A 14832-nucleotide genomic window follows, 5' to 3' on the forward strand; every position below is an offset into this window, starting at 1 on the left:
GCAAAATCAAAAAGGAAAACACCTTTTTTTGCATTTTCTTGATGATTGGCAGCTGAAATCATTTACGGAGGGAGAATCCTTTACAGATCGCGCAGGGGCAATAAAAAATTTGCAGGCATCTTCTTTAAATGCCAAAGTTATTCATGCCGATATCCAGCCAGGCATTGCTATTCGATTGTTTTTCGGTCCTTATATGAACAATAGTGCATGAACACAAGACCAACATCGGCTTTATTCTTCTTCCGGCAGCCTTTATTTGAATCCGACCTGTTTCGGTTCATTTGTTTTTTCGGATATCAGACATCCATCTACTCACCGAATTCCTTTACTGCCGGAAACATGCGTGAACATTTCATCATCGCCCGGCAGATATGTGCTCCGTTTTACATAGTTACGAGGGATCTCAAAACCGGTCTGAATTTCCTCTCCTGATACTCAGTTTTTTCAGTTTGACGCCAAAATGACTGTTACTCCCATTTTCGACCAATGAGATGATAAACTGTCTTGAACACAAGACCCCCATAATATTTTCTTCTGAACTAAACTATTCGACGGTTAGAATAAAATCCCTTTAAATCCAGTTTATCGATTATTCCTTTTTTGAATAAACATGCCGGCAAAAACGAAATATAATAGTTGAATTACATTTAAGGAGGATACGTTAGAGTGGAACAGCAAAACCAGCCGCAAATGCAAATCAATCAAGGCAATGAAGGAATGCAGCATATGAATCACGGTGGCCACGAAGTGTTTGACATGCATGAAGTGTTGTCCGGAATGATCGGCGTTCTCGAGCAATATATGATGTTCAGAGAGCATGTCAAAGATCCTGAGCTGCTCGATATTTTGGAGAGGCAGCATCGGTTTATTTCTTCTCAGTACAACATCACGACAGAATGTTTCAGAACGGGGCAAAAGCCGAGTCAGGAAACGGCAACGTATATGATGAAAGAGGATCGCCAATTTGTCTACGGGTTAAAAGATGCCCAGCCGAAACAGCCGAAGCAATCCGTGCAGGCCATTGATGACGCATGCATCAGCAGCTTTATGCTCGGCTTGATGAAAACTTGTTGTTCGTCATTGGCCATGGCGGCTCCCGAAGTGACAAACCCTGTCTGCAGAAGGGTTCTGGCAGACCAGATTCCTCACTATATCGAAATGGCTTATGAAATTTTCCTTTATCAGAACAAACACGGATACTATCAAGTTCCTCAGCTTGCACCGCAAGACATGCAGAAGATGACTTCAGCATTCGCTCCGGTGCAAGGTCAGCCGCAAATGCCTCCGAACGGGCAGCAGAGACCTATTCATTGATGATGAAAACGGCACGGAAGGATGAAACCTTCCATGCCGTTTTTTTTGCTTCGTATTTCCGTTTGAATTCTTTTTCAAAACCTGTTAACGACTGACCGACGGCGGCCTTAAATCCGTCTTCAAAACTTCCCCGCTCAGCCGTTTCTTCGATAATGTCGAGGATGACACCCCTTCCTTTTTTCTCCGCGAGCTCTTCAATCAAATAATAACTTTATAAAAAAATATCGGTTTCATATCCAGTACGGGCTTTTTGCCACTGCCGGTCGGTCTTCAGCTTACTCAAGGGAACGACTGACGGCAAAGTCCGGATCTCTATAGTGTCATGAGCAGAAGCCCATTCCGCCACTCCTTCGTGAAACCAGAGCGGATAAGCTGCCGGGTCGGCATTCAGCTCTCTCAGCTTGACGTGAAAAGCATAATGGGTATACTCATGTACCAGCACCCGTTTGTACAGGAAGACGGCGAATCCCTCGCCGTTATTCAGATGCCTTCTCTCCTCGGGCAAAAGCCCGATCATCCGCATATCATTTGAGTAAAATCCGGTTATATCCTTTAATTTTGAAAATGACTCCATATCATCGCGGTTTGAAAAAAAGATCAAATCAACGCTGTCTTGAAGAGGACTGGCAAACAGTTCCCGATTCATGCCAGCGGCATCCCGAAGCGTCTCCTTTGTCAGCTCCAGGATCGGTCTATCTTCTTCAGCGTAATAAATACCGACACTTTCATATTTAACCATTTCCAGCGATTCTTTCAGTTTTTCTTTTTTCCCTGAAAGAACAGCCGCCTCTGGGCTCTCTTGGCTGAACACGACAAAAACAGCCAATAACAGAGCGGATAGAGTGCCCGCCATCATTAAAACAAAGGCCGCTTTCACCTCTCCCGTCACCGACTATCCCTCCATCCGCGTTATGCTTCTCTGTACTACACACTATGCGGGATCGTTCAGGAAGTGGCCTGTCTGAAAAGCGGCCAATAAAAAAAGCCGCGTTTGCGGCTTTTTTATCATTATCTTTGATTCGGGAAGACTCTGTTGATCGTTTCACCAAATTCTTCAAACATGCCCTCGATCGGTTCGCCATTTTGAATTCTGTCGCCATAATTTCTCATCCGGTCAACAAAATCAGGATTTGCCGAAACGAAAACATTGTTGATGTTATTGTCTGTTTCTTTAACCTTTTTCGAGATTTTCCCTTTCAGCTCATTCGTCACGTCGCCTTTCGGATTGCCTTGCAAAACGACCGCCACATAAGCGTTGCGGTTTGTCACAATGACGTTTGCGTTTCTGACTTCTTTCAGTTCTGTCACTTTGTCTGCGGCTTTATCCGCCACTTCCATATTATTGTCTTCCCGATTGGCATCGCGGTTGTCTGTCACATTCATTTGGTCATTAACATTTCTGCCGTCATTGACATTCGTGCGGTCGTTGTCTCTGTTTGTTACATTTTGAAGCGCATTGTCCTGGTTGCGTCGGTTGTTATCCGCCCCCTGATTTGCCATGCCGCATCCGGCTGTGAACAACAACGGAAGGAGCAAAGCAGCAATCGCGCTTTTTTTCATATTGAACATTAAAATTGCCTCCTTTAATGATTGACGTATAGGTTTTTTCTTTTTCGTGTTATTTATTTGTCTAAAGGATATTTTTTATACGCGACTTTTGTTATGATCTTATTGAATGAAAAAATACCCAAATTAATCCGGAGGTGTATACGAAATGGAAAAAGCGGAAAGCATTTTGCATGTGCTGCGCATTAAAGACTTTGCGGTCCATCCCGATGAGACGCAGCTTGTTTTTGATACAAACCTCAACGGAACTTCAAACCTGTGGGCGATGGATCTCCCCGATACGTATCCATATCAGCTGTCATTTTTGAATCAGGATTCAAAAGGAATCGCCTACAATCCCGACGGCTCTATCCTTTTTGCCGGTTTTGACAATGACGGAAACGAACAAAGCGGGCTGTACAAGCTTTCTTCAAAAAACGGGTCGCTACATTCATTAAACGGAAATCAAACAGATCGTCACTTCGAGCCCATCCCTGTGCAAAACGCAGTTTACTACTCTTCTACAAAGGACAATCCGACATTTTTAAATACATACAGATACGATTGTCTCACTGAAAAAGAAGAACTTATTTTTGAAGGAAAAGATGGAACTTCAATACTGGCTGATGTAAGCCCGGGCGAGAAAGCCGTCAGCATTCATGTCTACTATGTCAACAGCCACAATGTCTGTATGATCCATACAGCTGAAGGTGTGACGACAGGAATCGTCCCCGATGAAACGCTGCATCATATGGTTTATTCTTCTCATTTTGCATCTGATGATCGGTTATTCGTCACGACAAACTACGAAGCCGAGTTCTCATACCTTGCCTTGTACACTGTTTCATCCGGTATTTTTACGCCGGTGCTTTCGATTGACAAAACTGATTTAACATCCATCCACGCTGACCCAAATGGAACTTTCCTTTATCTTATTGGAAAAAAAGGTGTCAAAGAGGTGATGTATGAGTACAACACAGCAACGGGAGAAAGCCGGCAGGTGGACTATCCTTGCACATCCATTTCGAAAATACATTGCGCCTCTTCGGGTGCGCTGTACATGCTCGGCTCGACGCCGACCAGGCCGGCTAACCTCTACGTATTAATGAAAGGACAGGCAAAATGGCGGCAATTAACGAAACATTCGGTTCCGGGCTTCTCCGAACAGGAGCTGTCATATCCGGAAGTTGTGACATACCCTTCTTTTGACGGCCTGGCAATAGAAGGACTGCTGTTTAAGCCCGCCCCGGAAGAAGCGAACGGCTGGACGATTATTTGGCCGCACGGCGGACCGCAAGATGCAGAAACCTTTATGTTCTACGACATCTTTCAACTCGCTGCGAAAATGGGCTACCAGTTATTCGCCCCTAATTTCAGGGGGTCAGCAAATTACGGTTATTCATTTTTTAAAATGGTCGAACAAGATTGGGGAGACGGACCGCGCCTCGATATGACCGCGGGCATCGACTGGCTTATCGATCAAAAGCTTGCGGACCGCGAAAAACTCTTTTTGATGGGAGGCAGTTACGGCGGGTATATGTCGCTTTTGCTTCACGGGAGGCATCCCGAGTATTTCCGCGCCGTCGTCGATATATGCGGAGTCAGCAATCTGTTTTCGTTTGTCAAATCCGTACCTGATTTCTGGCAGCCGATGATGGAAAAATGGGTCGGCAATCCGGAGCGGGATTATGAAAAAATGAAAGCCGATTCTCCTGTTACATACCTGGAGAATATGACTCAGCCGATGCTGATCATCCAAGGCGCAAACGATCCGCGCGTCGTAAAGGAAGAGTCCGATCAGGTTGTTGATCGGTTGAAAGACATGGGGCGGAATATTGAGTATCTCGTTTTGGAAAATGAAGGGCACGGTTTTTCTAAAAAAGAAAATAAAATGAAAGCCTACCGCGAAATTTTCGAATTTTTTGAAAAGCATCGCTTATATCTCACGGCACAGCTTGAAGAATAAAACCGATCAGGACAGGGGATGGTATACGTAAAAAGGAGGTTGACCCTTTGTTTAGAAGAAGATCAGGCATCCATCCCGCTGTATTAGTTTTAGGATCAGCTGCATTAACCGCAGCTTTTTCTCCCGAAATCCGCAAAAGATTAACCGGCATGTTCGCGAAGAGCATGGGAGCGCGGCAGCAAGGAAACGGTAGCAATCAGACGATGATGAATCCGGCTGACATGATCAAACAGGCTTTCAATACCGGAGGACAATCACATGAACACCGCCAGTCAGGCCATACGGCAAACGACCAGCATCAATCAGGCCATATGACTGCCCCGGTGAATGTCATGAACGATCAGACTGCAAATCAGACGATGTTCGATGACGATCAAAGCTATTCATAAAAAACGGCCCGCACGCGCTATCAAGCTGTGCGGGCCGTTCTTCTTTTACACTTCTGCTTCAATGATATTTGTACGGTCTTGGTACGTGTCTTTTTCAAGTTCATTTGTTACTTTGCTCGTCACAAGTCCTGACGTCATGCTGCCGCTGACATTGAGAGCCGTACGCCCCATGTCGATCAGCGGCTCAACCGAAATCAGCAGCCCGGCAAGCGCTACAGGCATGTTTAATGCCGAAAGGACGAGAAGCGCTGCAAATGTCGCACCTCCGCCGACGCCTGCCACTCCGAAAGAGCTGATCGCAACAACAGCGATAACCGTGAACAAAAATGACGGCTCAAGCGGATTTTGTCCGACAGTCGGCGCAATCATGATCGCGAGCATTGCAGGGTAAATTCCGGCACATCCGTTTTGTCCGATGGACAGCCCGAAGGATCCGGCAAAGTTTGCAATGCCTTCAGGAACACCAAGGCTTCGTTGCGTTTTAATGTTCAGCGGCAAAGCGCCTGCGCTTGATCTTGATGTAAACGCGAATACAAGGACCGGAAACGCCTTTTTCAAGTATGTGACAGGATTTAAACCGCTGAATGTAATGAGCAGCAGGTGAATGATGAACATGACGATCAGCGCCGCATACGAAGCGATGACAAATTTGCCGAGCTTGGCAATGCTGTCGAGGTCGCTCGTTGCAATCGTTTTTGTCATGATCGCCAGTACACCGTAAGGCGTCAGCCTCAGAATCAAGGTCACTACACGCATAATGATCGCATACACGGCATCAACCATCTTTTTGAAAAGTTCAGCTTGTTCAGGCTGTTTTCGATTGACCCCAAGATAAGCGATCCCAAGGAAAGCCGCAAAAATAACAACTGCGATCGTTGATGTCGGTCTTGCTCCCGTAAAGTCTAAAAACGGATTCCCCGGAAGAAGCTCGACAATTTGCTGCGGAAGCGTTTTGGCTTCCATGTCCTGCGATTTCTGTTCGAGTTCCGCCCCTCTCATGGACTCCGCCTGGCCTTGATCCACATGGACGGCCTGCAGGTCAAAAGCAAGCGCGGACGCGATACCCACCGCAGCAGCGACGGCTGTCGTCGCGATCAAGAGCCCGATGATCAGTCCGCTGATTTTTCCGATATTGTGCGTCAGTTTAAGCTTTGTAAAAGCACCCAAAATCGAGATGAATACAAGCGGCATGACGATCATCTGCAAAAGCTTGACATAGCCGCCGCCTGCAATATTAAACCAATCAGAAGTCTGCGTAATCGTTTCTGAAGACGAACCATATATAAAATGCAAAGCGAATCCAAAAACAATTCCGATTCCCAGAGCGGTAAATACCCGCTTAGAAAAAGAAACATGCTTTTTTTGCATCATATAAAGGAGCGCCATCAGGCCGAGCATGACGATAATATTAATAACAACAAATAATGTCATGGTAACAAAAGCACCCCCAGAATTTTATACATTTAAAAACTATAGTACAACAAACCTGATTGGTCAAGTAGGAATTATCGATGCATTTCAATATATGACCCGGGAATCAATTGCGCGACTGACATTTTATTCGCCGATGTCTTTCAGTGGAACAAATGTCGGCAGCTGTGCACCGTCAAACTCTTTTTTGATCAATTCAGCGGTATCGTCTGATTGGTACAGCTCGACGATCTTTTTCAAATCTTCGCGATTCCGGTCTTCTGTTCTGGCCGCAATAATGTTGATATATGGTGTCGCTGTTTCGTCTTCCAGTTTGATCGAATCTTTGACAGGATGGAAGCCGGCGTCAACCGCTATGCCGTTGTTGATGACGGATGCAGCGACATCGGGAAGCACGCGTGGCGTTTGCTCTGCGGCCACCGTTGTGATTTTGAGTTTTTTCGGATTTTCTTTAATCGCATCAAGCGTTCCGTTTCCGTCAAATCCGTCCTTTAATTGAAGCAGGCCGGCGGACTCCAACAGAAGCAAGGCTCTGCCCATGTTCGTCGCTTCGCTCGGAACGGCGATTTCCGCGCCGTTTGGTATATCGTCAGGCGAATCATACTTCTCGGAATAAATGCCCATCGGAGCGATGATCGTTGTGCCGATTGGCGATAGTTCAAGATTGCGTTCCTTTTTGAATGCATTAAAGTAAGATATCGTCTGAAAAGCGTTGGCGTCAATGTCACCGCCCGCCAAAGCCTGGTTTGGCTGAACATAGTCAGAGTATTTGACGATTTCAAGCTTTAAGCCTTCTTTCTCGGCTTTTTTCTTCACAAAGTCCCAGATCCTCGTATCCGTTCCGCTGATGCCGATTTTAATGGTTTTCGCATCAGAGTCTGCCGCGCACCCTGCGATCACTCCCGCAAGCAGCAATAAGATCACTACAAATGCAAATTTTTTCATCATAGCCGTCTCCCTCTCTGTTTATCTTCTTCTCAATTTTTTTGACAGCACGTTTCCGGATGTCTGCAATCCCTGCACAACGATGACGAGAATTGCAACCGTGATGATCATCGTCATTGTGTCAAATCTTTGATAGCCGTATGTGATCGCCAAATCCCCAAGACCGCCGGCACCTATCGCACCAGCCATCGCCGACGCTCCGACCAATCCGACCGTTGCTACCGTAAAACTCAGCACCAGCGAACCGAGCGCTTCCGGAATCAAAAACCTGAAGATGATCTGCCTCGGAGTCGCTCCCATTGCTTCAGCAGCTTCAATGACTCCCGGATCGACTTCAAGCAGAGAGTTCTCAACGAGCCTAGCGATGTAAGGCCCAGCATAAAAAGTCAGGGGAACAATCGCTGCCGTTGTGCCGATGGACGTCCCCACAATCAGCCTTGTCACCGGAATTAAAGCAACCATCAAAATGATAAACGGGACGGACCGGAAAATGTTAATGATCATATTGACAACCGTAAAAACTGCCGGATTTTCAAGCAGATGCCCCTTCCTTGTGACAACCAGCAAAATGCCGAGCGGAATGCCGATCACGCTTGAAAATAAAAGCGAAAAAACTGTCATTTGAATCGTTTGAACCAGTGCGTCAATGATTTGGTCATATGTAACAAGCATGCTTATACCTCCCTGATGCGAATGTTTTCTCTGCGTATATATTCGAGCGCGCGCCCGATTTCACCATCTTCCCCCTGCAGTTCGACCGTCATGCTGCCAAACGGAATTCCCTGAAGCTCTGTAATCGTTCCGTGCAGAATGTTGACTTCTACGTCAAATCGCTTTGCCACTTGAGAAAGAAAAGGCTTCCCAGAAGATTCACCGACAAATTGAAGCTGGTAAAGGTGCTTCACATTTAATTTTTGAATCGATTCAGGTATCTCGTGGTCGATGGCTGATTTGACAAAGCTTTTCGCCGTTTCGGTTTCCGGCGCGGAAAATACGTCAAACACACTACCTGATTCAATAATTCTTCCTTTTTCAATGACCGCGACTTTGTCGCAGATTTCTTTTGCCACATTCATTTCATGGGTGATTAACAGTATCGTGATGTTATATTGTTCGTTGACGCGCTTCAGCAGCTTCAAAATATCGCCGGTCGTCTGCGGATCAAGCGCGGATGTCGCTTCATCGCAGAGCAGAACTTCCGGATTTGTCGCCAGCGCCCGGGCAATGCCGACGCGCTGCTTTTGGCCGCCCGAAAGCTGATCCGGATAATCGCGGGCTTTATCCTCAAGCCCGACAAAACGGAGCAGCTCCGTCACTTTTTGCTTTATTTCGGCTTTCGGCGTTTTGACAAGCGCGAGCGGCTCTGCGACATTAGCAAAAATCGTTTTTGAATTTAGCAGGTTAAAATGCTGAAATACCATGCCGATCTTCCTTTTTACAGTGCGAATCTCTGCTTTCGACAAGGACATTAAGTCTCTTCCGCCGACGAAAACCTTTCCGGCCGTCGGTTTTTCAAGGAAGTTCACACAGCGGATCAGCGTGCTTTTCCCTGCACCGCTGAATCCGATGACGCCGTATATTTCCCCTTTATCCACATGAAGGTCGACTCCATTGAGCGCATGGACCTTCTGTCCGCCACTTTCATAGACCTTTTCAACGCCTTCAAATGTAATCATGATGATCTTCCTCCTCTTTTTGGCTAACAAAAAAGGCTTCTTCTTAAAAATAAGAAGAAGCCTTTGACGACACAAAGTAAATAGAGTGGGTCCGCTCTCTTCTTATCTTCCAAGCCCGTACGGCTTGTTGGATGTGGCACAGTATTCTGCTGTTTGCAGAACCCGCTGCCGAGGTTTCTCAGGGCCAATTCCCTCCGCCTCTCTGAATAAGAAGTGTTGTTGCATGAAGTTTTACCTAACTTTACAGCTTCTTTGAAATGTTGTCAATCAGATTCGTGAAAATTTCAAAAACTCTCTTTTCAATGCTTTATTTCTCACCCTGATCATTAAATTTCACTTTTTTTAAAAAAATTGTGTTTAGCAGTTGTAATTTCGCTTAAACACTGGTAAAGTAAAGGTAATTATTTTTGTTCGAACTATCTTTAAGAAGAAAGTTTTGTAAGAGTTTTCGTCTTGGAAGTTTGTTTTAGAGCAAGAATAGTGAATTTAAGCGTTATCGCTTTAGGAGGAAATTTCATGCTAGAAGGTAAAGTAAAATGGTTTAACTCTGAAAAAGGTTTCGGATTCATCGAAGTTGAAGGACAAGACGATGTATTCGTTCATTTCTCTGCTATTCAAGGCGAAGGCTTCAAAACTTTGGAAGAAGGCCAATCTGTATCTTTCGAAATCGTTGAAGGAAACCGCGGACCACAAGCTGCTAACGTAACAAAAGCGTAAGCTGTGAACCGCTGATCTTCATACAGGACTGCTGACCGAATGTCAGCAGTCTTTTTATATTTTAAAAAAGCCTCACGCCCGGAAACCGGCGTGAGGCTTTTTTTGAGAATACCGCTTATGAAGCAATGTCTCTTTTTGTGAATACACCAAAAGCGAGCACATGAAAAACGAGAAAATAGACAGCGAGCACCACAATCGAGAATCCCAGCGTCATATCTGAAACAAGCGGAGATCCGTCAAAGTATTGAGTGAGATCAGTGTTGGCAAATAAGATGTATTTCACCCATTCAAATTTCGTCGCAAGCAAGTTTGTCACCGTTCCGCCCATTGCCAAAAGAAAAATTGAAATACCTACGGCAAGCGAGCTGTTTCTGAAAACCGTTGAAATCATAAAGGCCATAGTCGCCATCATCAGAAGCGAAATTGAATTCAGCAAATAGCTGCCGGCCAAGTGCAGCAGCAGGCTTTTTTCTTCAACTGTTCCATCGGTGTACGCCAAGTGAACCTGGCTGCCGTCGCCTGTCCCGAATAAAGCAAGGCCTGTGATACCCGCGCATGCGAACAGAATGAAAAGCAAAGCCAATGCAAAAAGCAGGACTGTAAAATATTTTGCCAGCAGAATTTTAAAGCGGCTGATCGGCCTGATGACAAGCAGCTTCACCGTTCCCCAGCTGAATTCATTCGCAACGATTCCCGCCGCCACCGTGATCACAAACAGACCGGCGAGGGGAATGATGCTGCTCGCGTCGCTGATGAACGACAGGGCCGAATAGTCCCCGTCTTCCGGCAAATCGTGCTTGATTCGATACTCATTAATGGCGGTCGACCGTTCATAGCTTTTTTCAAGTGCCGGATTATTGACCCCTTTAAGTTGTTCTTTCATATCTTTATTTTCTTGCATCAATTCTTTTTTCCAGTCCGGGTTTTGGTCTGTCTCTCCGATCGTCTTTGCGAGAACGCCCAGCCCGATGGCAGATAACAGCAAAATCCCGATCATGACGTATGTGCCTTTTCGATTAAAAATTTTGATCCATTCATTTACGATGAGATTAAACATGCTGAGCTTCCTCCTTATCAGCGGTGATTTCCAGGAACCGGTCTTCCAGCGATTTGTTCACGGCCTTCACTTCATATAGGCGGACACCGCTGTCTGTCAAGTGTTTGATCAAATCAGGCACTTCATCCTTTTGAAGGCTGAGCTCTATCCCGCCTTCCGCTTCGTCAACCTTCACCTTTCTGAAAGCAGCCGCTTCCCGCAACAGAGCCTGATTATCATCCGCTTGAATATAATAGCGCTTCTTTTCATCCTGAGCGGGTCCGTGCACATGCTGAATATCCCGGAGCTTTCCGTTCTGGATAATGGCGATTCTGTCGCACATCAGTTCCATTTCTGAAAGCAGGTGGCTTGAAACGATGACCGCCATACCTCTTTCTCTCGTCAGCTTTCTTAAATGATCGCGGATTTCCCGGATACCGGCCGGATCAAGCCCGTTCGTCGGCTCATCGAGAATCAACAGCTTCGGATCGTGCAAAAGGCTTTGGGCAAGGCCGAGCCTTTGTCTCATTCCTAAAGAATACGTTTTGACCTTGTCGTTGATCCTGTTTTTCAATCCGACAAGCTCGACGATTTCGTCAATTTTCTTTTTCGTCACACCTTTCGTCATGCGCGCGTATTGCTGAAGGTTTTGGTAGCCTGTTAAAAACTTATACAGTTCCGGATTTTCAACGATCGCTCCGATATGCCGTGCAGCCTTTTCAAAGTTTTCTTTTACGCTGACGCCGCACACGGCGATTTCACCGGCGGTGATGCCCATATGTCCGACAATCATCCGGATCGTCGTCGTTTTTCCGGCGCCGTTCGGACCCAGGAAGCCGAATATCTCGCCTGCCCGCACGTCAAAGCTCAAGCCGTCGATGATCTTTTTCCCTCTGATCGTTTTTGATACATTTTTTAATTCCAAAAGTGTTTCCAATGTTTCTCCTCCAGCCTTTTCAATATTTTTCTTCGATAAACCGTTTCAGCCATTCCAAAAGCGACATTCCCGATTCCTCGCGCAGCTGTTCGACATCCTTTTTTTCTTCAATTCGGCCATTTAAGACGACGATGACCTCATCCAAAATTTGTTCAATCTCATGAATTTCATGGGTGGCGATGACGATTGTCTGCTTATCAAGCTCCAGATATGTAAGAAGGCTTTTGACTATCGACTCCCTCACCATCGGATCAAGACCGGAAAATGGCTCATCAAGCAGCACGACCGCTGCATCGCGCGCCAATGTGAGCGCGAGCTTCAGCCTGCCCCGGTTGCCTTTGGAAAGCTTGCCGATTTTTTTATCCCCGTCGATTTTCATGTCCTTTAAAAGGTCCCACGCTTTATTTATACGGAAATCGGAGAACTGGGTTTCATAAAAGTGAATCATATCCTTGACCCGAAATGGATCGTAGAACATATCAAGCTCTGTTAAATAGGCGATGTTCTTCATCTCTTTTCTGGCTGCCGGCCGTCCTCCGATTAGCACCGTGCCCGAATCCGGAAACGAGAGCCCTGTGATCAGCTTCAAGATCGTAGATTTGCCGCTGCCGTTCGGTCCGGTCAACCCGTAAATTTTCCCGGGAGAAAGAGACAGATCGGCCTCTTTGAGCGCATACTCTTTGCCAAACTTCTTCGTGACATTTTTCAGCTCAATCTTCATTTGGGATCTCCTTTCTGAAGATAGCGGTCAAGTTCTGACAGCATGTCTTGTTTAGACAAGCCAAGCTCTTCCATGCTTTGGACAAATTGCCCGATAACTTCCGATCTCATCTCCCGCTTTAAATCATCGATGACTTCCGTATGTTCAACAACAAAGGTTCCCTGTCCCCTTCTGGTCTCCACCACGCCCATCCTTTCCATCTCATTGTATGTTCTTTGAATCGTATTCGGATTTACTTGCGTCTGAACAGCCAGCTCACGGACCGAAGGCAATTTTTCTCCCGGCTTGATCTCTCCGCGGATCATTTTTTTGAAGAGCTGTTCGGCTATTTGTCTATAGATCGGCTTTGAAGCAGAAAATTCTTTTTCCATTCTTTCACACCTCAACTCTTCTGGTCAGTAATTTGCAGGAGAGATAGAAGAGACAGACGCCTAAGACTGCGTAATACACCAGGAGAATACCCGGCAAATCAACTTGAGAAAATGTAACAGTCCATCCTGAATGTTCGTAATGGAATTTGAATTCAGCTGTTAAAGAAATGCCCCAGAATTTCTGCAGTTTCTGGAACAAGCCGCTCTTGATGAACAGCGCCTCGATTAATCCGTAAACATTGTAGATCAACAAGGGAATGATCCAGCGGATTTTTTTGATAGCCGGATATTTTCTGAGCGCTTCATATATCGTCCACAGAAACATCACCCATGTAGAAAAAATAACGGAGCCTAAAAAGACAGCGATATTGACGAGAAGCAAATCCAACACGGAAAACATGTTGTCGCTGCTGGAGAGCAGAACGCTTCTGACAATCAGCCCGAAAATGAATAAAACAGCGTGGGAAATCAATTGGTATACGGCAGCTGAAACAAGCTTTGACAGCAGCAAAAGCGCACTGTTGTTCGGATTATATAACCAAAGCTGCGTTTTCCCTTCCAGCCGGAGCTGAGCAAGCATCATCAAAGGACAAAACAGGCTATGAAATACTAAAATGGTCACAAGCGCCCCAAAGAGAGCCATTGATTCGCCTGTATAATGAGCAAACCCAAAGCTTGCAATAATCGCACAAATCATGCACAGCATCCAAACTAAAGACCAAAATCTGGCCATGAGAAAATCTTTTTTAAATAGGCCGCTGAAAGATTGCAAATCATATCCTCCTCTACTCTCTGTATCGGTGTACTACGACAATAGTACACTGATACAGAGAAAATCGCAATCAATATTTCAAAAAAAATGCAAATAAAAAAGCAAACCCGCTGGCTCCCAGCGAATTTGCCTTTAATCTTGTTCCCGTTTTTTCATGGATTTTAGTGCTTTTCGGTAATCCATATCGTCCATTTCCGTCTTCTCGGGTTGTTTTTTTTCCTCTTTTGGGTGTTGAAGTTTTTGCAGGATCTCTCGATAAGTTTGATCATTCATCTCGAACGGATCTTGCTGAGCGGCTTCAACTTGCTGAGGCTCTTCTTCTTCCTGAACCTGAGGAATGTCAGCTGCAGCTGCAGCGTTATCCTCATGTTCTTGTTTATCGTGAGAAGACGCCGACCGCACATTAAATACCACCAGACCGATAATGACGAGGACAGCAGCGATGATGGTCAATATAATGGTCATGTCAAATCGCTCCTCACTGTCCTGCTGTAAAGCTGTCTGTCACCTGGGCGACGCGTCTGCCTAAAGCCCGGCCCAGCTCCAGGCCTTCCTCGCCGATCAATTCGTTACTGTCGACAGGACACGTAATGCCTGCACCGTAATAAGACCCGTATAGGGCATTTTCAGGTACATTTCCAGGCAAGCCGACGATCATCATTCCTTGATGAAGCATCGGTGTTATTAAATTGAGCATTGTCGCTTCAAGACCGCCGTGGGTCGTCGCCGTTGTGCAGAAGACTGCGCCGATCTTATTGATCAGCTTTCCTTCCGCCCAAAGGTAGCCGAGCCTGTCGATCCAAGTTTTTAAACCGGAACTGATTGTACCGAAATGGCCCGGGCAGCCCCAGATGATGGCGTCCATTTCTTCGAGCTTTCTGATATCCGCCTGGCTGACATGATCGATCAGCACGTCTGCAGCCTCATGTTCCCCTGCGCCTTCTGCAATGGCTTCGGCCAGCTTTTTCGTATGCTCGCCTTCACTGTCGTAAACAACATAAATTTTCATGTC

19 protein-coding genes and 1 riboswitch are annotated in these 14832 nt (G+C 46.0%); of the genes, 5 read left to right on the plus strand and 14 right to left on the minus strand.

Going from position 1 to position 14832, the window contains the following annotated elements:
- The first annotated feature begins 28 nt into the window (after positions 1–28).
- Both H2R00_RS10170 and H2R00_RS10175 read left to right on the plus strand, forming a co-directional pair.
- Entirely contained in the window at positions 29–211 is a 183-nt protein-coding gene (locus tag H2R00_RS10170; protein ID WP_154996486.1) for a hypothetical protein, read from the plus strand.
- 455 nt (positions 212–666) lie between these two features.
- Positions 667–1314, plus strand: a complete 648-nt coding sequence (locus H2R00_RS10175; protein ID WP_154996484.1) for a spore coat protein — start codon at positions 667–669, stop codon at positions 1312–1314.
- Here H2R00_RS10175 and H2R00_RS21240 read toward each other — a convergent pair.
- From H2R00_RS21240 to H2R00_RS10185, 3 genes are all read right to left on the minus strand, one after another.
- The gene (locus H2R00_RS21240; protein ID WP_244958307.1) at positions 1304–1516 is read right to left on the minus strand and encodes a hypothetical protein; all 213 of its coding nucleotides are present in this window, start codon (positions 1514–1516) and stop codon (positions 1304–1306) included. The two genes, H2R00_RS10175 and H2R00_RS21240, sit on opposite strands and share 11 nt — an antisense overlap.
- Before the next feature lie 9 nt (positions 1517–1525).
- Positions 1526–2203, minus strand: coding sequence for a hypothetical protein (locus tag H2R00_RS10180; RefSeq protein WP_244958308.1), 678 nt, complete (start codon positions 2201–2203; stop codon positions 1526–1528).
- 119 nt (positions 2204–2322) lie between these two features.
- Complete coding sequence (locus H2R00_RS10185; protein ID WP_182070969.1) at positions 2323–2883, minus strand: YhcN/YlaJ family sporulation lipoprotein; 561 nt, start codon at positions 2881–2883, stop codon at positions 2323–2325.
- A 145-nt stretch (positions 2884–3028) separates the two neighbouring features.
- Here H2R00_RS10185 and H2R00_RS10190 point away from each other — a divergent pair, with 145 nt between their 5' ends.
- Positions 3029–4825 (plus strand): S9 family peptidase, encoded by a 1797-nt coding sequence (locus H2R00_RS10190; RefSeq protein WP_182070970.1) that lies wholly within the window; start codon positions 3029–3031, stop codon positions 4823–4825.
- A 47-nt stretch (positions 4826–4872) separates the two neighbouring features.
- Positions 4873–5214: a hypothetical protein gene (locus tag H2R00_RS10195; protein ID WP_182070971.1), complete on the plus strand. Its 342-nt coding sequence runs from the start codon at positions 4873–4875 to the stop codon at positions 5212–5214.
- Positions 5215–5259: 45 nt separating this feature from the next.
- Here H2R00_RS10195 and H2R00_RS10200 read toward each other — a convergent pair whose 3' ends face one another.
- The 4 genes from H2R00_RS10200 to H2R00_RS10215 all read right to left on the minus strand — a co-directional run bounded on the left by H2R00_RS10200 (position 5260) and on the right by H2R00_RS10215 (position 9266).
- Positions 5260–6645 carry an L-cystine transporter gene (locus H2R00_RS10200; protein WP_154999409.1) on the minus strand — a complete coding sequence of 462 codons (1386 nt, stop codon included), beginning with the start codon at positions 6643–6645 and terminating at the stop codon, positions 5260–5262.
- 126 nt (positions 6646–6771) lie between these two features.
- The gene (locus H2R00_RS10205; protein ID WP_182071055.1) at positions 6772–7590 is read right to left on the minus strand and encodes a MetQ/NlpA family ABC transporter substrate-binding protein; all 819 of its coding nucleotides are present in this window, start codon (positions 7588–7590) and stop codon (positions 6772–6774) included.
- Positions 7591–7611: 21 nt separating this feature from the next.
- Positions 7612–8262: a methionine ABC transporter permease gene (locus tag H2R00_RS10210; RefSeq protein ID WP_182070972.1), complete on the minus strand. Its 651-nt coding sequence runs from the start codon at positions 8260–8262 to the stop codon at positions 7612–7614.
- 2 nt (positions 8263–8264) lie between these two features.
- Positions 8265–9266 carry a methionine ABC transporter ATP-binding protein gene (locus H2R00_RS10215; protein WP_154999410.1) on the minus strand — a complete coding sequence of 334 codons (1002 nt, stop codon included), beginning with the start codon at positions 9264–9266 and terminating at the stop codon, positions 8265–8267.
- A 99-nt stretch (positions 9267–9365) separates the two neighbouring features.
- Positions 9366–9479, minus strand: a riboswitch (SAM riboswitch).
- Positions 9480–9782: 303 nt separating this feature from the next.
- Here H2R00_RS10215 and cspB point away from each other — a divergent pair.
- The gene (gene cspB, locus H2R00_RS10220; RefSeq protein WP_003155376.1) at positions 9783–9983 is read left to right on the plus strand and encodes a cold shock-like protein CspB; all 201 of its coding nucleotides are present in this window, start codon (positions 9783–9785) and stop codon (positions 9981–9983) included.
- A 115-nt stretch (positions 9984–10098) separates the two neighbouring features.
- On the opposite strand, the gene H2R00_RS10225 is transcribed toward cspB, so the two are convergent.
- From H2R00_RS10225 to H2R00_RS10255, 7 genes are all read right to left on the minus strand, one after another.
- Positions 10099–11040, minus strand: coding sequence for an ABC transporter permease (locus H2R00_RS10225; protein WP_182070973.1), 942 nt, complete (start codon positions 11038–11040; stop codon positions 10099–10101).
- Complete coding sequence (locus H2R00_RS10230) at positions 11033–11956, minus strand: ABC transporter ATP-binding protein (protein ID WP_182070974.1); 924 nt, start codon at positions 11954–11956, stop codon at positions 11033–11035. The genes H2R00_RS10225 and H2R00_RS10230 overlap by 8 nt, the downstream gene beginning before the upstream one ends.
- Positions 11957–11975: 19 nt before the next feature.
- Positions 11976–12677 carry an ABC transporter ATP-binding protein gene (locus H2R00_RS10235; protein ID WP_182070975.1) on the minus strand — a complete coding sequence of 234 codons (702 nt, stop codon included), beginning with the start codon at positions 12675–12677 and terminating at the stop codon, positions 11976–11978.
- The gene (locus tag H2R00_RS10240) at positions 12674–13048 is read right to left on the minus strand and encodes a GntR family transcriptional regulator (RefSeq protein WP_182070976.1); all 375 of its coding nucleotides are present in this window, start codon (positions 13046–13048) and stop codon (positions 12674–12676) included. The genes H2R00_RS10235 and H2R00_RS10240 overlap by 4 nt, the downstream gene beginning before the upstream one ends.
- A 4-nt stretch (positions 13049–13052) precedes the next feature.
- Positions 13053–13820 carry a hypothetical protein gene (locus H2R00_RS10245; protein WP_182070977.1) on the minus strand — a complete coding sequence of 256 codons (768 nt, stop codon included), beginning with the start codon at positions 13818–13820 and terminating at the stop codon, positions 13053–13055.
- A 132-nt stretch (positions 13821–13952) separates the two neighbouring features.
- Positions 13953–14285 carry a hypothetical protein gene (locus H2R00_RS10250; RefSeq protein ID WP_182070978.1) on the minus strand — a complete coding sequence of 111 codons (333 nt, stop codon included), beginning with the start codon at positions 14283–14285 and terminating at the stop codon, positions 13953–13955.
- A 13-nt stretch (positions 14286–14298) separates the two neighbouring features.
- On the minus strand, positions 14299–14829 hold the full coding sequence (locus tag H2R00_RS10255; protein WP_182070979.1) for an NAD(P)H-dependent oxidoreductase: 531 nt from the start codon (positions 14827–14829) through the stop codon (positions 14299–14301).
- Positions 14830–14832: the final 3 nt, after the last annotated feature.

Origin of the sequence: Bacillus haynesii, from assembly GCF_014042035.1 — a bacterium.
Lineage (GTDB): Bacteria > Bacillota > Bacilli > Bacillales > Bacillaceae > Bacillus > Bacillus haynesii.